The 17213-nt window shown below is 71.9% G+C and carries 15 protein-coding genes; 12 read left to right on the forward strand and 3 right to left on the reverse strand.

Translation table 11 applies throughout. The features are described from left to right. Positions 1-2: 2 nt before the first annotated feature. The gene (locus tag U5640_RS27885; protein ID WP_340378461.1) at positions 3-1319 is read left to right on the forward strand and encodes a hypothetical protein; all 1317 of its coding nucleotides are present in this window, start codon (positions 3-5) and stop codon (positions 1317-1319) included. Between the two features lie 43 nt (positions 1320-1362). Here the strand turns inward: U5640_RS27885 and U5640_RS27890 are convergent, their stop codons facing one another. Together U5640_RS27890 and U5640_RS27895 are read right to left on the reverse strand one after the other, a co-directional pair. Further along, entirely contained in the window at positions 1363-1623 is a 261-nt protein-coding gene (locus U5640_RS27890) for a hypothetical protein (protein WP_340378462.1), read from the reverse strand. A 231-nt stretch (positions 1624-1854) separates the two neighbouring features. Next, on the reverse strand, positions 1855-3168 hold the full coding sequence (locus tag U5640_RS27895; RefSeq protein WP_340378463.1) for an MFS transporter: 1314 nt from the start codon (positions 3166-3168) through the stop codon (positions 1855-1857). 83 nt (positions 3169-3251) lie between these two features. Here U5640_RS27895 and U5640_RS27900 point away from each other — a divergent pair, with 83 nt between their 5' ends. From U5640_RS27900 to U5640_RS27940, 9 genes are all read left to right on the forward strand, one after another. Continuing rightward, a complete protein-coding gene (locus tag U5640_RS27900) occupies positions 3252-4229 on the forward strand; it encodes a LysR family transcriptional regulator (RefSeq protein WP_340378464.1) in 978 nt (325 codons plus the stop codon). 184 nt (positions 4230-4413) lie between these two features. Next, positions 4414-5820, forward strand: coding sequence for a nitrate/nitrite transporter (locus U5640_RS27905; protein WP_340378465.1), 1407 nt, complete (start codon positions 4414-4416; stop codon positions 5818-5820). A 100-nt stretch (positions 5821-5920) separates the two neighbouring features. Further along, positions 5921-7096 (forward strand): uroporphyrinogen-III synthase, encoded by a 1176-nt coding sequence (locus U5640_RS27910; RefSeq protein WP_340378466.1) that lies wholly within the window; start codon positions 5921-5923, stop codon positions 7094-7096. Between the two features lie 137 nt (positions 7097-7233). Beyond that, entirely contained in the window at positions 7234-7854 is a 621-nt protein-coding gene (locus U5640_RS27915) for an ABATE domain-containing protein (protein WP_340378467.1), read from the forward strand. A 336-nt stretch (positions 7855-8190) separates the two neighbouring features. Next, entirely contained in the window at positions 8191-8712 is a 522-nt protein-coding gene (locus U5640_RS27920; RefSeq protein WP_010039908.1) for a sigma-70 family RNA polymerase sigma factor, read from the forward strand. A gap of 50 nt (positions 8713-8762) precedes the next feature. Continuing rightward, the gene (locus U5640_RS27925; protein WP_340378559.1) at positions 8763-9539 is read left to right on the forward strand and encodes a zf-HC2 domain-containing protein; all 777 of its coding nucleotides are present in this window, start codon (positions 8763-8765) and stop codon (positions 9537-9539) included. 96 nt (positions 9540-9635) lie between these two features. Beyond that, positions 9636-12029 (forward strand): UvrD-helicase domain-containing protein, encoded by a 2394-nt coding sequence (locus tag U5640_RS27930; protein ID WP_340378560.1) that lies wholly within the window; start codon positions 9636-9638, stop codon positions 12027-12029. A gap of 339 nt (positions 12030-12368) precedes the next feature. Next, complete coding sequence (locus tag U5640_RS27935) at positions 12369-13787, forward strand: NAD-dependent malic enzyme (RefSeq protein WP_340378562.1); 1419 nt, start codon at positions 12369-12371, stop codon at positions 13785-13787. Positions 13788-14109: 322 nt separating this feature from the next. Next, positions 14110-14391 (forward strand): HU family DNA-binding protein, encoded by a 282-nt coding sequence (locus U5640_RS27940; RefSeq protein ID WP_004000874.1) that lies wholly within the window; start codon positions 14110-14112, stop codon positions 14389-14391. 94 nt (positions 14392-14485) lie between these two features. Here U5640_RS27940 and murA read toward each other — a convergent pair whose 3' ends face one another. After that, positions 14486-15832 carry a UDP-N-acetylglucosamine 1-carboxyvinyltransferase gene (gene murA / locus U5640_RS27945; RefSeq protein ID WP_340378584.1) on the reverse strand — a complete coding sequence of 449 codons (1347 nt, stop codon included), beginning with the start codon at positions 15830-15832 and terminating at the stop codon, positions 14486-14488. 346 nt (positions 15833-16178) lie between these two features. Here murA and U5640_RS27950 point away from each other — a divergent pair, with 346 nt between their 5' ends. Next, on the forward strand, positions 16179-16751 hold the full coding sequence (locus U5640_RS27950; RefSeq protein WP_067243668.1) for a YqgE/AlgH family protein: 573 nt from the start codon (positions 16179-16181) through the stop codon (positions 16749-16751). A 29-nt stretch (positions 16752-16780) separates the two neighbouring features. Then, entirely contained in the window at positions 16781-17071 is a 291-nt protein-coding gene (locus U5640_RS27955; RefSeq protein ID WP_079078617.1) for a DUF3039 domain-containing protein, read from the forward strand. Positions 17072-17213 lie beyond the last annotated feature (142 nt).

The following is a 17213-nucleotide window of genomic DNA, read 5'->3' on the forward strand; positions in this document are numbered from 1 at the left end:
CCATGAGCCCACGACGTGACCGGTATATCGAGCTGTACGACGGCGACTTCGGCCTCAGCGGGGTCACCGAGAGCCTCGCCCACCCAAGTGCGCCGTCCGTGCTCGACGTGGTGGCGGCGCGAGCGGAGGAGGCCGAGGGGGAGTACGCGCGGGACCTGGGCCGGGAGGTCCGGGCGCTGTGCGGTTCGCCCCTGTCCGACGACCGGATCCGCGCCGTGCTGCTGGCGGCGACCCGGCGGGTCTTCGACCCCGGGCACGGGTCCGGCCCCCGCGACTGGCTGCGCCGTGTCGCGCAGGTCTGCGACGCCCGCACCCCGCGCGGAAGACGCCCGCAGGCCCGCACCGGCCTGCCCGGTGACCCGGCCACGGGCCCGCAGGACCTCCGGGGGGCGGTCCTGAGGGAGCTGCGGACAGCCTCCGACGACCTGGAACGGGCGCTGGAGACCAGCGGTGCCCCCGTGCCCGACGTGGTGCCCGCCCTGGAGCAGGTCGTCGCCGACGTCGACGCGGACCTCGGACTCAGGCTCGTACTCAGGGTCCTCAAGGCGTACTCCGTCCCGGTCCCGCTGGGCGGGTACGACCGTCTGTGGGCGCTCGGCGAGGAGCTCGGCTACAGCTGGCCGCTCGTCGTCGACGGACTGAACGTCCTGTGGCCCCCCTTCGACGAACCGGCCGCCACGCGGCGGCGGTTCCCCGACGACTTCGGGCTCTCCGAGCTGACCGCCGCGGTGGAGCGCTCCTACCCGGAGGAGGAGACCCCCGCAGACGTCCTGCGCCGCGCCGTCGCCGCCGACCCGGACGTTCCGGGCGCCCAGGCCTTCCTGCTGCTCCAGGACGTCTCCCGGTTGCGGGACTCGACGCTCTCCCCCGAGGCGATCACCGCGCTGTGGAGGGCCGCGACCGGTCAGGATCTCGGCGTGGACGGCGTCGAAGGCCGTGACCTGCTGCGCCGGATCGAGGACGCCTGCGTCGAGCGGCTGCGCACGTTGCGGCCGGGCTTCGCACCGACCCCGCCCGGCACACCCCCGACCGCGGGGACGGAGGAGGTACTGAGGGAGCTGCACGACCTCGCACCCGCACTGAACGCCGCACTGACGGGCCGTCCGTCCCGTCCCGTGCAGGGCGCCGTTTCCGCCCTGGAGGAGGTGTGCGCCCGTGTCGATCCCGATCTCGGATTCCGGCTCCTGCTCAGGATCCTGACGGCCTCCTCGGTCTCCCTCACCGGTACCCGGTACGCCCGGTTCACCGCTCTCGGCGAGCGGCTGGGACTCGCCGCCGGCCTCGTCGCCGAGGCCGAACACCTCGTGCGTCACGACTAATGGCCGGACGGCCGACCGACGTCTGCGGCGTGGGTCGGGTCTGTCAGTCGCAGGTGGTGAAGAGGTCGTCGGCGGTGGTGGCGTGGACCGCTCGCCGGGACCAGGTGGTGAGCGGGTCGAGGTCGGTGCAGGCCTCGACGCGGTCGCGCACCTCATCGGTGACGTCGATGCCGCGCCGGCGCAGAATGTTCAGGACCATCTCGGCCCGCCCCTGGACCCGCCCCTCCTCGCGGCCTTCTTCGCGGCCCTCTTCCCTGGCTTCCTCGGCGAACGGGTGGCGCCAGAAGTACTTCATGGCCGTCATCAGGTCTCTCCACATCTGCCGGCCTTGGGGGTCTGCCAGGCCCGAGTCGGCGTTCATGGCCGCGAAGTCGTGTGGCTCGGGGCAGGGGATGTGCAGCACCTGTCCGACGTGATCAACGAGCTACGCCGCCGGAGGTTCGCAGCGGACCCGACCCGCGCCCGTTGACGTTGCCGGGCGGTGCGGCGGGCATCCGTGGGGCCGCCGGCGTGCGGCCCAGTGGCTGCGGAGCCGTCAGGTGACCGGGCTGACGCCGCCCCGACGTCGCGGGCGCGCCACGGTGAGGGAGATGAGCAGGGCCGTCGTCGCCGCCGTGAGCGGGACGGTGAGGGCGGTCGCGGGGGAGGCGTGTTCGGTCAGCCAGCCGGCCGTCGCGCTGCCGCAGGCGATGCCGCCGAGCAGGCCGGTGACCGCGAGGGTCATGCCTTCGTTCAGGCGGGCCACCGGGGTGCGTTCCTGGATCAGGGCCATGGTGGTGACCATCGTGGGGGCCGTCGCCGTGCCCGACAGGAGCAGCGCCACGGCCAGCAGGGGGAGCGAGTCGAGGACGGTCGCCGCCAGCAAGGGCAGGGTGAGGAGCGCGGTCATCGCCGCCACGCACCAGGGGTGTCGTCGGGAGGCGGGGGCGGAGGGGCGTATCGCTCCGTACGCCAGACCGGCCGCGCAGGAGCCGGCCGCCTGCAGGGCGAGCGCGAGTCCCGCCGCCGTAGGGTGGCCGTGCTCGTCGGCGAACGCGATCGTCGCCACCTCCGTCGCCCCGAACACCGCGCCCAGGGCGAGGCAGACGGCGAGGAGAGGGGGCAGGGCGCGGCTGCGCAGCGGGGATGCGGCCGTCGGGCGGGGGTGCGGGGGCGGCTCGGTCGTGCGCTGGGCGGCGAACGTCAGGATGCCCGTGACCAGCAGCACCACCCCCACCAGCGTGCCCGCCTCCGGGAAGAACGTGCCGCACAGGAAGGCCGCGACCACCGGGCCCAGCATGAAGCACAGTTCGTCGACGGCCTGTTCGAAGGAGTTCGCGGTGTGCAGGGCGGCCGGATCGCCGGCCAGCAGGTGGTTCCAGCGGGCGCGGGACATCCCGCCGGTGTTGGGGGTCGTCGCGGTGGCGGCGTACGCGGCGAACAGGGTCCAGTCCGGGGCGTCGTAGCGGACGCAGAGCAGCAGGGCCAGGCTGCCGAGTGCGGCGAAGAGCGTCGCCGGCACCGCGACCCTGGACTGCCCGTACCGGTCGACCAGCCGGGCGGTCCAGGGGGCGAGGAGTGCGGTGACCGCGAGGCCGGTCGCGGTGACAGACCCGGCGAGGGCGTACGAGCCGCGCGCCCCGGCGATCATCACCACCGCGCTCACGCTGAACATGCCCATGGGCAGCCGGGCGAGCAGGTTCCCGGCGGTGAAGGCGCGGGCTCCGGGGAGGGAGAGGAGACGGCGGTAGGAGTGGGGCGGGGGTTCGGGGGCGCGGCGGTCGAGGTCGACGATCACCAACGTGTCGGCGGTGACCGTGAAGAGAGGCTGCGGTGGTGGAGTGCGGTGGGGTGGCTGGCTGTCCGGCATGGGGAAACGGTCCCCCGGGGGGGATCAGGGGGTCCAACACCTCTTCGGTGCCGATTCACGCATCCTCGTTGTAAGTTCGCCCGATGTCCGCATCCGGCCGTTCCCCCGTCGACCCCCGTCTGCTGCGCGCCTTCCTCGCCGTCGCCGAGGAGCTGCACTTCACCCGCGCCGCCGCCCGGCTGTACGTCGCCCAGCAGGCGCTCAGCCGGGACGTGCGGCGGCTGGAGCGTGAGCTCGGGGCCGAGCTGTTCGTCCGGACCACCCGGCAGGTGACGCTGACGGCGGACGGGGAGCGGCTGGTGCCGTTCGCGCGCCGGGTGCTCCAGGCGCAGGACGACCTGGTCGCCGCGTTCGGGCAGGCCCGGCCGCTGCTGGTCGACCTGAACTCGCCGAACCTGGCCACCGGGCGGCGCGTCCTGCACCGGGCCCGGGAACTCGCCCCCGAGCTGGAGCTGATGGCCCGGTACGAGAGCGGGCTCACGGGCGCGGCGGCCGAGATCGTCGCGGGCCGGCTGGACGCGTCGTTCGGGCGGTACGCCGGGCTGGACCCGGTGCTGCGCGGGAGGCTGGAGCACCGGCTCGTGCGCTACGAGCCGATGGCGCTGGTGCTGCCCGAGGGGCACCCGCTGGCGGGGCTGACCGAGGTGCCGCTGGCCGCGCTCGCCGGGGAGACGGTGTACGCCGGGGCCGGCAACCCCCGGACGCCGGAGTGGACCGATCTCGCGGAGCGGCTGTTCGAGGGGCACGGCATCCGCCTCGCGCCGCCCGCGCCACTCGCCGTCGGGGAGGAGGAGTTCCGGCGCATCACGACGACGGTGGGCAGACCCGTCCTTGCCGTGGTGGGTTTTCAGGCCATGACGGGGACCGTGTCGCGGCCCTTGACCGACCCGGTCCCGTTGTCGCCCGTGTCACTGGTGTGGCGCAAGGGGCTGGTCCATCCCGGCCTCGACGCGCTGCGGCGGGCCGCGGCCGAGATCGCCGGAGCGGAAGGCTGGCTTCAGCGGCCCGCCGACGGATGGATTCCCGCCACGGACATGGCCGTGACGGCCGTACGCACATGACACGTCGCCCGACGGCCCGTGCACCCGTACCGCCGACCTCTCACCCGGCCGCCGCCGGAGGTGAGAGCAACGTTCCCTTCCGGTCACCGACAGCCACAGGACCGGAAACGCGCCCTCCCTACCTTCGGGACTCATCACCGCTCATCCCCCCGAACCGCCCGAGCCCGGAGCACGTGGAGGCGTCATGACAGCCCCGAGCACAGACACCGCACCCCCGTCCCCCACCGTCTCCCCCACCAGGAAGGGGAGCCGCTGGATCGAGGAGTGGGACCCGGAGAACGAGACCTTCTGGAACGACAAGGGCGAGAAGATCGCCCGCCGCAACCTCCTGTTCTCCGTCCTCTCCGAGCACATCGGCTTCTCGATCTGGACGATGTGGTCCGTGCTGGTGCTCTTCATGGGCCCGGAGTACGGCCTCACCCCGGCCGACAAGTTCCTGCTGACGTCGATGGTGACGCTGGTCGGCGCGGTCGTCCGGGTGCCGTACACCTTCGCCGTCGCGATCTTCGGCGGCCGCAACTGGACGATCGTCTCCGCGGCGCTGCTGCTGATCCCGACCGTCGCCGCCTTCGCGGTGATGGAGCCGGGGACCTCCTTCTCCACCTTCCTGCTGGTCGGCCTGCTCGCGGGCATCGGCGGCGGTAACTTCGCCTCCTCCATGACCAACATCAACGCCTTCTTCCCGCTGCGGAAGAAGGGCTGGGCGCTCGGTCTGAACGCGGGCGGCGGCAACATCGGCGTGCCGGTCCTCCAGCTCGTCGGCCTCGCCGTGATCGGCGCGAGCGGCGGCCCGCGCGTCCTGCTCGGGATCTACATCCCGCTGATCCTGATCGCCGCGGCCCTCGCCGCGCTTTACATGGACAACCTGGCCTCCGTGAAGAACGACACGGGCGCCGCCGTCGACTCGGCGAAGGACGCCCACACCTGGATCATGTCCTTCCTGTACGTCGGCACCTTCGGTTCGTTCATCGGCTACTCCTTCGCCTTCGGCCAGGTGCTGACGAACCAGTTCGGCCGTACGCCCCTCCAGGCGGCCTACCTCACCTTCATCGGCCCGCTGCTCGGCTCCCTGATCCGTCCGCTGGGCGGCTGGCTCGCCGACAAGTACGGCGGCGCCCGCATCACCCTCTACAACTACGTCGGCATGGCCGCCGCCACCGCGGTCCTGGTCTTCGCCAGCATGCAGAAGTCGCTGCCGCTGTTCGTCTCCGTCTTCGTGGTGCTGTTCGTGCTCAGCGGCCTCGGCAACGGGTCGACGTACAAGATGATCCCCGGCATCTTCCAGGCGAAGGCCGTCGCCCGGGGGCTCCAGGGCGAGGAGGCCGCCGCGTACGGCCGGCGGCTCTCCGGGGCCTCCATGGGACTCATCGGTGCGGTCGGCGCGCTCGGCGGCGTCGGCATCAACCTGGCCTTCCGTCAGTCCTTCCTCTCCTACGGCTCCGGCACCGGCGCGTTCGTCGCCTTCCTCGCCTTCTACGCGGCCTGCTTCGCGGTCACCTGGGCCGTATACCTTCGCCGCCCGGCGGGGAGGATCACCGCCGCAAGCCCCTCCTCGGAGGCGAAGGCACAGCTCAGCTATGCCGAGGTGTGACGTAACACCGGCGACATGAAGCCGAACCGAGCCTGTCACGCACCGTTGACAGGCTCGTCGGCATGTAGGTGCAGGGCGACTCGAGTGCGGGACGAGAGTGATGTACGTGGAACAGCAGCGACCGGACGCCACGACGCGGGAATCCGTCGAACACGGCCCCCTCGCGGGTTTCACCGTGGGCGTGACGGCCGCGCGCCGGGCCGAGGAGCTCGGCGCGCTGCTCCAGCGGCGTGGGGCGTCGGTGCTGCACGCGCCCGCGCTGCGGATCGTGCCGCTCGCCGACGACGGTGAACTCCTCGCCGCCACCAAGGACCTCATCGACCAGGCGCCCGACGTGGTCGTGGCGACCACCGCGATCGGCTTCCGGGGCTGGGTCGAGGCCGCCGAGGGCTGGGGGCTCGGCGAGCCGCTGCTCACCCGGCTCGGCCAGGTCGAACTCCTCGCCCGCGGGCCCAAGGTGAAGGGCGCGATCCGTGCCGCCGGGCTCACCGAGGAATGGTCGCCGTCGTCGGAGTCCATGGCCGAGGTGCTCGACCGGCTCCTGGAGGAGGGCGTCGAGGGCCGCCGGGTCGCCGTCCAGCTCCACGGGGAGCCGCTGCCCGGGTTCGTGGAGGCGCTGCGGGCCGCGGGCGCGGAGGTGGTGGGCGTCCCCGTGTACCGGTGGATGCCGCCCGAGGACATCGCGCCGCTCGACCGGCTCCTGGACGCGGCCGTCTCGCGCGGCCTGGACGCGATCACCTTCACCAGCGCGCCGGCCGCCGTGTCCCTCTTCTCCCGCGCCGAGGAGCGCGGGCTGCTGTCCGAGCTGCTCTCCGCGCTCCACCACGACGTGCTGCCGGCCTGTGTCGGACCCGTCACCGCGCTGCCGCTCCAGGCGCGCGGCCTGGACACCGTGCAGCCCGAACGCTTCCGGCTCGGCCCGCTGGTGCAGCTGCTCTGCCAGGAACTCCCGGGCCGCGCACGGGCGTTGCCGGTCGCCGGGCACCGGATGGAGATCCGCGGGCACGCCGTGCTGGTCGACGGCCTCCTGCGGCCCGTGCCGCCGGCCGGGATGTCCCTGCTGAGGGCGCTGTCGCGGCGGCCCGGCTGGGTCGTCCCGCGCGCCGACCTGCTGCGCGCGCTGCCCGGTGCCGGCCGCGACGAGCACGCCGTGGAGACGGCGATGGCCCGGCTGCGCACCGCCCTCGGCACGCCCAAGCTGATCCAGACGGTGGTCAAGCGCGGCTACCGGCTGGCCCTCGACCCCGCCGCCGACGCGAAGTACGCGGACGCGTGAGCCACGGCTGACGGGCCGGACCGGTGGTACGGGGGTTCCGGCCGGGGCGGGACTCAGGGCACTGTGAGGGGAACGCTTTTCCGGTTCCTCTCTCGTTCTGCTGTTTCCCGTTCATCTGTCGGTGCAGGCGGTGGCGCATGACACTGGGCACGGCCACGGACCCCTACGAGCTGCGGTTCGACGCCGGACGCAGTTGTCTCGACCTCCTCGCGACCAGCCATCCCCGTGAACACCTGGACGGCGTCGGCCCGTTGTGCGCCTGGATCCGCGGCGCCGGGCTCGTCCCGCCGGGCACCCCGCTCGCCCACGCCGACCCCTCCTGGCCCCTCGCCTTCCGTGAACTGCGCTCCGGCGTCGACCGGTTGGTGCGGGACTGGCTGGGCCGCACGCACCCCGGCCGCTACGACGTCGACCTCGGCCGGCTCAACGACGCCGCGCGTGCGGCGCCGCCCGTCCCCCGTGCCGTGCGGGACGAGGACGGGACCCTCGTGCGGGAGTTGGACGGTCCGCCGGAGTGCGCCGCGCTGCTGGCCGCCGTCGCGCGGGACGCCGTCGAACTGCTCACGGATCCCGTGGCGCGGGCGGCGCTGCGGCAGTGCGCGGGGGACGGCTGCCCGATCGTCTACCTCGACACCTCCCGCGGCCGGCGCAGGCGTTGGTGTTCGAGCGAGGTCTGCGGCAACCGGGAGCGGGTCGCGCGGCATCGACGGCGCGCCGCCTTGGCACGCGACCAACTGCCCGGTATACGCCTTCTCTGATGACCTGACAGTAATTGCACAGGGTCACACGATGGCTCGCCGAAAAATCGACGAAGTGATTTGGGCAACATCATGTTTGCCCACGTCTGGGTAAGGGCAGCCCGCGTGATTCCGCCCGTGTGGCGAAAAGGTGAAGAAGAAGCGGTGGGAATGTGCCGCCATGTCCCCCTCGTCATGACACCCCGAAGAAAACTGTCGCCTCGGTTTGAACACGCCGAACACCCCTTCCGTACCTGTCAGCGAGCGACCGACTGGGGGATCCCCCGGACACCGGAGGTGGGCGTGCGCAAGGATGCGGCCGTGGCCAATGAACATGGATCGAGGGCCCGACATCGCATGTCCCAGCCCTCGGAACCCGACGAGGAGCTGATGCGTGCTCTGTATCGGGAGCACGCCGGACCCCTGCTTGCGTATGTCCTGCGCCTGGTTGCCGGAGACCGCCAGCGTGCCGAGGACGTGGTGCAGGAAACACTCATCCGTGCCTGGAAGAACGCCGGCCAGCTCAATCGAGCGACCGGATCGGTACGCCCCTGGCTGGTGACGGTCGCTCGCCGCATCGTCATCGACGGCCACCGCAGCCGGCAGGCCCGGCCGCAGGAGGTCGACCCGTCGCCGCTGGAGGTCATCCCCGCGGAGGACGAGATCGACAAGGCGCTGTGGCTGATGACGCTGTCGGACGCGCTCGACGACCTGACCCCGGCCCACCGGGAGGTGCTCGTCGAGACCTACTTCAAGGGGCGTACCGTCAACGAGGCGGCCGAGACGCTGGGCATACCCAGCGGCACCGTCCGCTCCCGGGTGTTCTACGCCCTGCGGTCGATGAAGCTGGCTCTGGAGGAGCGGGGGGTGACGGCGTGATGAGCATGTACGGGGGATTCGGATCAGGTGGTGCGGGTATGTCTGGCCCCATGCAGGGATCTGTAGGATCTCCGAGCCCGAGCGAACACGAGACCGTGGGCGCCTACGCCCTCGGCATCCTCGACGACGCCGAGGCGACCGCCTTCGAAGCACATCTCGCCGGATGCGAGTGGTGCGCGCAGCAGCTCGACGAGCTCGCCGGGATGGAACCGATGCTCGCCGCGCTCGCGGACCTGCCCGGCTCCGGCACCCCGGCCATCGGCGACTCGCTCTCCGCCCGGCCCAGCCCGCGCCTCGTGGAGAAGCTGGTCGACGAGGTGTCCGAACGGCGCGCCCAGAAGCGCCGGCGCGGCTTCTACCTCGTCGCGGCCGCCGCGGCACTGATCATCGCGGGCCCGGTCGGCGTCATGGCCGCGACCGGCGGCGACGACGGCGGCAAGGCACCGGTGGCCAGCAGCACCACCAACCCCGCCAAGTCGACCTTCGAGACGCTCTCCGACAAGGTCTCCGCGACCGACTCCGCCAGCAAGGTGACGGCCACCGTCGCCATGGGCGAGAAGGCCTGGGGCACCGAGGTCGGCGTCGAACTGAAGAACGTCTCGGGCCCCGAGAAGTGTTCGCTGATCGCCGTCGGCAAGGACGGCAAGCGCGAGACCGTCTCCTCCTGGTCCGTCCCGGAGTGGGGCTACGGCCTCCCGAACGCCAAGACCGAACAGGCCAAGAACCCGCTCTACGTCATCGGCGGCGCGGCCTTCAAGCCGAACGAGATCGACCACTTCGAGGTCATGACCTTCGACGGCAACAAGCTCGTCCAGGTCGACGCCTGACGGAGGACGCCGGGCCCGCCTCCGGGCGGGCCCTCGCCTCCACCGGTCCCCTTCGCGTACGGTTGACGGCTGCCCAGCACGTCAGAAGGGGGCCCGGTGGCCGCACAGGCTCAGCAGGAAACCGCGGTCAGCGCCGCACCGGACACGGTCCGGGACCGCGAGATCGGCGTCGAACAGGAACACCTCGACCGGGTGTACCGGCGCCTCGAGGAGAAGATCCACGAGGCGGAGTTCCTCATGAACGACGCGGCGAAGCGCGGCCAGGTGGGAACACCCGGCGCCCTCGCCGAGCGTGACGCCCAGGTCTTCCGGGCCGGGGTCCACCTCAACCGGCTCAACAACGAGTTCGAGGACTTCCTCTTCGGCAGGATCGACCTCCTCCTCGGCAAGGACGGCAAGAAGGGCCCCGACGGCGCCTACACCGCCGTGGAACCCGCCGAGGGCGCCGTACGCCCGGACAACACCGCCGACATCGCCGAGACCCTCCACATCGGCCGCATCGGAGTCCTGGACTCCGAGTACGCGCCCCTGGTCATCGACTGGCGCGCCCCCGCCGCCGCCCCCTTCTACCGCTCCACCCCGGTCGACCCCGGCCGGGTGGTGCGCCGCCGCGTCATCCGCTCCAAGGGCCGCCGCGTCCTCGGCGTCGAGGACGACCTGATGCGCCCCGAGCTGACGGCCTTCCTCGACGGCGGCGCACTGCCCGTCATCGGCGACGGCGCCCTGATGGCCGCGCTCGGCCAGGCCCGCGGCCACACCATGCGCGACATCGTCGCCTCCATCCAGGCCGAGCAGGACCTGGTGATCCGCGCCCCCGCCGCCTCCGTGACCTACGTCGAGGGCGGCCCCGGCACCGGCAAGACCGCCGTCGCCCTGCACCGCGCCGCCTACCTCCTCTACCAGGACCGCCGCCGATACGCCGGCGGCATCCTCATCGTCTCGCCCACCCCGCTGCTGGTGGCCTACACCGAGGGCGTCCTGCCCTCCCTCGGCGAGGAGGGCCAGGTCGCCATCCGCGCCATCGGCTCCCTCGTCGACGGCGCCGAGGCCACCCTCTACGACGCCCCCTCCGTGGCCCGCGCCAAGGGCTCCTCCCGCATGCTCCGGGTGCTGCGCAAGGCGGCCCGGGGCGCACTGGAGCTGGGGCCGGGCGGAACCCGGACGGGCGGTGACACCGACGGCGACGGACAGCTCGCCTTCGACGACACCCCCTCCGGCAACACCCCCTCCGGCACCGCGGCCGTCACCCCCACCCGGCTCCGGGTCGTCGTCTTCGGGCGGCGGCTGGAACTGGAGGGCGCCGACCTGGAGCGGATCCGGCAGAGCGCCCTCGGCGGCACCGCCCCCGTCAACCTGCTGCGCCCCCGCGCCCGCAAGCTCCTCCTGGACGCCCTGTGGGAGCGCTCCGGCGCCGCCGGCCGGCACACCGACCCCGAGCTGGCCGCCGAACTGCGCTCCTCCTTCGACGAGGACGTGACCACCGAGGACTCGTTCCTCGCCTTCCTCGACGCCTGGTGGCCCGAGCTGACCCCGGCGGCCGTCCTCGCGGCGATGGCCGACGAGCGCCGGCTCGGCCGCTGGGCCCGCCGCATCCTCAACCCCGGCGAGATCCGCCGGGTCGCCCGCTCGCTGCGCCGGGACGGCCTGTCCGTGCACGACATCGCGATGCTCGACGAGCTCCAGGCGATCCTCGGCATCCCGGCCCGCCCCCGCAAGAAGCGCGAGTACGACCCGCTGGACCAGCTCACCGGTCTGGAGGAGCTGATGCCGGTGCGCGAGGAGTCCCAGCGCGAGCGCGCCGAGCGGCTCGCCGCCGAACGCGTCGAGTACGCCCATGTCATCGTCGACGAGGCCCAGGACCTCACCCCCATGCAGTGGCGCATGGTCGGCCGCCGCGGCCGGCACGCCACCTGGACGGTCGTCGGCGACCCCGCCCAGTCCTCCTGGTCCGACCCCGACGAGGCCGCCGAGGCCCGCGACGAGGCCCTCGGCACCCGGCCCCGCCGCCGCTTCCAGCTGACCGTCAACTACCGCAACCCCGCCGAGATCGCCGAGCTGGCCGCCAAGGTGCTGGCCCTCGCCATGCCCGGCGCAGAGTCCCCCTCGGCGGTCCGCTCCACCGGGGTCGTCCCCCGCTTCACCGCCGTGCGGGACACCCTCGGCGCCACCGTCCGCGCCGAGGCCGAACGCCTCCTCGGCCAGGTCGACGGCACCGTCGGCGTCGTCGTCGCCATGCAGCGCCGCGAGGAGGCCCGCCGCTGGCTCGCCGGGCTCGGCGACCGGGTCGTCGCCCTCGGCAGCCTGGAGGCCAAGGGCCTGGAGTACGACGCCACGGTCGTCGTCTCGCCCGCCGAGATCGCCGACGAGTCCCCGGCCGGCCTGCGGGTGCTGTACGTCGCCCTGACCCGGGCCACCCAGCAGCTCACGGTGGTGTCGGGGGAGCGGGACGACGCGGACGCGCGGGGGGTGCCCGACCTGCTCCGGGACTGACCCCGCCCGGGTCCGGACGAACGTTTTCCGTGAACCGCCCCGGACGGGAATGGTGTTCGGGGATCCGTTTGTTAGCCTGGGTGTGACACCGGCTCGATCCAAGCCCCCGGGCCCAACCTTCGTCGCCACGAGCGACCACTTGCCGCGAGGCGAGCATGGCGGGTCGGTGTCATGAACGGACGGAGAGGCCCACATCCGATGTGATGTGGGCCTCTTCGCGTGACGTCCCCGCACGAACAAAACGACCGTAAGTTGAGGCGACTTTCCCGTACTCATCAGTAGGTGCGACGATCGGACGGCAATCCCGCGACCCACCCAGCAGTGCAGAGGAAGTCGGCCATGGCAACGGCGCCCAGCGTCTCCTACTCGATGACGGTCCGGCTGGAGGTGCCCGCGAGCGGAACCGCGGTCTCTCAGCTCACCACGGCCGTCGAGTCCCACGGAGGCTCGGTGACCGGCCTCGACGTCACCGCCTCCGGGCACGAGAAGCTCCGCATCGACGTCACCATCGCGGCCACCTCGACCGCGCACGCCGACGAGATCGTCGAACAGCTGCGCCACATCGAGGGCGTCACGCTCGGCAAGGTCTCCGACCGTACGTTCCTCATGCACCTCGGCGGCAAGATCGAGATGCAGTCCAAGCACCCCATCCGCAACCGTGACGACCTCTCCATGGTCTACACGCCCGGTGTGGCCCGGGTCTGCATGGCGATCGCCGAGAACCCCGAGGACGCCCGCCGCCTCACCATCAAGCGCAACTCCGTTGCTGTCGTGACCGACGGCTCCGCCGTGCTGGGCCTCGGCAACATCGGCCCCAAGGCCGCGCTGCCCGTCATGGAGGGCAAGGCGGCCCTGTTCAAGCGGTTCGCCGGCATCGACGCCTGGCCGCTCTGCCTCGACACCCAGGACACCGACGCGATCGTCGAGATCGTCAAGGCCATCGCCCCGGGCTTCGCCGGCATCAACCTCGAGGACATCTCCGCCCCCCGCTGCTTCGAGATCGAGGCCCGGCTGCGCGAGGCCCTCGACATCCCCGTCTTCCACGACGACCAGCACGGCACCGCGATCGTCGTCCTCGCCGCGCTGACGAACGCCCTGCGTGTGGCGGCCAAGAGCATCGAGTCGATCCGCGTCGTGATGTCCGGCGCCGGCGCCGCCGGCACCGCCATCCTCAAGCTGCTGATCGCGGCCGGGGTGAAGAACGCGGTCGTCGCCGACATCCACGGCGTGGTGCACGCCGGCCGCGAGGACCTCGTCGGCGCCGCCCCCGGCTCGGCGCTGCGCTGGATCGCCGACAACACCAACCCCGAGGGCCTCACCGGCACCCTCAAGGAGGCCGTGCGCGGCGCCGACGTCTTCATCGGCGTCTCCGCCCCGAACGTCCTCGACGGTGACGACGTGGCCGCCATGGCCGAGGGCGCGATCGTGTTCGCGCTCGCGAACCCCGACCCGGAGGTCGACCCGGCGGTGGCCCGTCAGACGGCCGCCGTCGTGGCCACCGGCCGCTCCGACTTCCCGAACCAGATCAACAACGTGCTGGTCTTCCCGGGTGTCTTCCGCGGCCTGCTGGACGCGCAGTCCCGCACCGTCAACACCGAGATGATGCTCGCGGCCGCGAAGGCCCTCGCGGACGTCGTCAGCGACGACGAGCTGAACGCGAACTACATCATCCCGAGCGTCTTCAACGACAAGGTCGCGGGCGCGGTCGCGGGCGCCGTCCGGGACGCCGCGAAGGCGGCCGGGGCGTCGGCCTCGTAGTCCCGCAGGACGTACCCGAAACGCCGCACGGACCGTCGCGCAGGCCGTGGCGGGGACTGTGAGGATCACCACGGTCCCCGCCTCCGGCGCGTCGGGGGACCCGGTCCGGGGGGCTGTGTCTATCGTGGCCAGAGCCACAGGCGCGCTTCGGGTGACTCCCAAGGGTGTTCTCCCGACTCCTGCGGGTGCCGGATTGGCTTTCCCGCCGCAGGTAGGGGCAGGATGCGTCCCTGGGCGCGAGCACATCGCACTTCGCTGTGCCCGCTATGCGGCTCCGCCGCGTGGCACGCCGCAACGGCAAGAAGAACACGGGAGTAACAACATGAACCGCAGTGAGCTGGTGGCCGCGCTGGCCGACCGCGCCGAGGTGACCCGCAAGGACGCCGACGCCGTGCTGGCCGCGTTCGCCGAGGTCGTCGGCGACATCGTCTCCAAGGGCGACGAGAAGGTCACCATCCCCGGCTTCCTGACCTTCGAGCGCACCCACCGTGCCGCTCGTACCGCGCGCAACCCGCAGACCGGTGACCCGATCCAGATCCCGGCCGGCTACAGCGTGAAGGTCTCCGCGGGCTCGAAGCTCAAGGAAGCGGCCAAGGGCAAGTAAGCCTCAGTCGTACGCAAATGGGGTGCGTACGAGACTCGGCAAAGCCAATGGGGCGGCACCCGGACCGGGTGCCGCCCCATCGCCGTACCGTCGGCTAGCCGAGCGCCTTGCCCGGCAGCTCCACCTTCGCGCCGAGCTCCACGAGCTTCTCCATGAAGTTCTCGTAACCGCGGTTGATCAGGTCGATGCCGTGGACGCGGGAGGTGCCCTGGGCCGCGAGGGCGGCGATCAGGTACGAGAAGCCGCCGCGCAGGTCGGGGATGACCAGGTCGGCGCCCTGGAGCTTGGTGGGGCCGGAGACGACCGCCGAGTGCAGGAAGTTGCGCTGGCCGAAGCGGCAGTCCGAGCCGCCCAGGCACTCGCGGTAGAGCTGGATGTGGGCGCCCATCTGGTTCAGCGCCGAGGTGAAGCCCAGCCGCGACTCGTAGACCGTCTCGTGGACGATCGACAGACCCGTGGCCTGGGTCAGCGCGACCACCAGGGGCTGCTGCCAGTCGGTCTGGAAGCCCGGGTGCACGTCCGTCTCCAGCGCGATGGACTTCAGCTGGCCGCCGGGGTGCCAGAAGCGGATGCCCTCGTCGTCGATCTCGAAGGCACCGCCCACCTTCCGGTAGGTGTTCAGGAACGTCATCATCGAGCGCTGCTGGGCGCCGCGGACGTAGATGTTGCCCTCGGTCGCCAGCGCCGCCGACGCCCAGGACGCGGCCTCCAGACGGTCCGACAGCGCGCGGTGGGTGTAGCCGCCGAGCTTGTCCACACCGGTGATGCGGATCGTGCGGTCGGTGTCCATCGCGATGATCGCGCCCATCTTCTGCAGGACGCAGATCAGGTCCTCGATCTCGGGCTCGACCGCCGCGTTGGACAGCTCGGTGACGCCCTCCGCGAGGACGGCCGTCAGCAGCACCTGCTCGGTCGCGCCGACCGACGGGTACGGCAGCCGGATCTTCGTGCCGCGCAGCCGCCGCGGGGCCTCCAGGTACTGACCGTCGGCCCGCTTCTCGATCGTCGCGCCGAACTGCCGCAGCACCTCGAAGTGGAAGTCGATGGGCCGGCCGCCGATGTCGCACCCGCCGAGACCGGGGATGAAGGCGTGGCCGAGCCGGTGCAGCAGCGGCCCGCACAGCAGGATCGGAATACGGCTCGACCCCGCGTGGGCATCGATGTCGGCGACGTTCGCGCTCTCCACGTAGGTCGGGTCGAGCACCAGCTCGCCCGGCTCCTCACCCGGACGGACCGTCACCCCGTGCAGTTGCAGCAGACCGCGTACGACCCGCACGTCACGGATGTCCGGAACGTTGCGCAGCCGGCTCGGCTCACTGCCCAGCAGGGCGGCGACCATGGCCTTCGGGACGAGGTTCTTCGCACCGCGGACCCGGATCTCGCCCTCGAGCGGGGTTCCGCCGTGGACAAGCAGTACGTCGTCAGAGCCGTTGACGGTCATGTGTCTCGCGTTCCATGGGTGGTGGACTGGGGCAGGGGCCGATGGATCGGGGCAAGGGCCAGAGGAGACAGGGTAATCGCCACCGGGGCCCCTCAAGTAAGCCCGAGGGCGACCCAGGAAGGTCATAGCTGTGTCACAACACGAACCGTTCCGCGGCGGGTACGTGCGGTCACCGTGAAGGCCCGTCCCCGTTCGTGCGCCCGGACCGCATCCGTGCGCCCGCACGTCTCCCACCACCACCCTCGACCGAGGCCCTGACGGGCCGCACCTGCTGATTCCGCTGCCCCTCGCCCAGGTGTCCGCATTGCCTCCCCACTTCACGGGAAGATGCGGGATCATGTCTGGCATGACCGAGGTGTCCTCGCTCACAGGGCGGCTGCTCGTGGCCACGCCCGCCCTGGCGGACCCGAACTTCGACCGTGCGGTGGTGCTCCTTCTCGACCACGACGAGGAGGGTTCCCTCGGTGTCGTCCTCAACCGTCCGACGCCCGTCGGCGTGGGCGACATCCTGGAGGGCTGGGCCGACCTCGCCGGGGAACCGGGCGTGGTCTTCCAGGGCGGCCCGGTGTCCCTCGACTCCGCGCTGGGCGTCGCCGTGATCCCCGGCGACTCCTCCGGCGACCGCGGCCCGCTCGGCTGGCGCCGGGTGCACGGCGCGATCGGCCTCGTGGACCTGGAGGCCCCGCCGGAACTCCTCGCCTCGGCCCTCGGCTCCCTGCGGATCTTCGCCGGGTACGCCGGCTGGGGCCCCGGCCAGCTGGAGGACGAACTGGTTGAGGGCGCCTGGTACGTCGTCGAGTCCGAACCGGGCGACGTCTCCTCCCCGGCCCCGGAAAGACTCTGGCGCGAGGTCCTGCGCCGCCAGCGCAGCGAACTCGCGATGGTGGCGACCTACCCGGACGACCCTTCGCTCAACTGATCGCTGTGACCTTCAGTACCCTTGGCGGCATGAGCACTCTCGAGCCCGAGCGCGGTACTGGTACGGGGACCCTCGTCGAGCCGACACCGCAGGTGTCGCACGGCGACGGTGACCACGAGCGCTTCGCGCACTACGTCCAGAAGGACAAGATCATGGCGAGCGCCCTCGACGGTACGCCCGTCGTGGCGCTGTGCGGCAAGGTGTGGGTGCCCGGCCGCGACCCGAAGAAGTACCCCGTGTGCCCGATGTGCAAGGAGATCTTCGAGTCGATGGGCATCGGCGGCGGCGACGACAAGGGCGGCAAGGGCGGCGGCAAGTAGCCTCCGGGTCCTTCCGCACCTCCGAGGGCCTCCGGGCGCGTTCTGGCGCGACCCGGGGGCCCTCGCCGTGTCACGGAGTGGTGCAGACCTCTTGTGGTCGTGTTCATGGAGTCCGTAGCCTTCCCGGTGTTGCACCTGACGG

The organism is Streptomyces sp. SS7 (assembly GCF_037993025.1).
GTDB lineage: Bacteria > Actinomycetota > Actinomycetes > Streptomycetales > Streptomycetaceae > Streptomyces.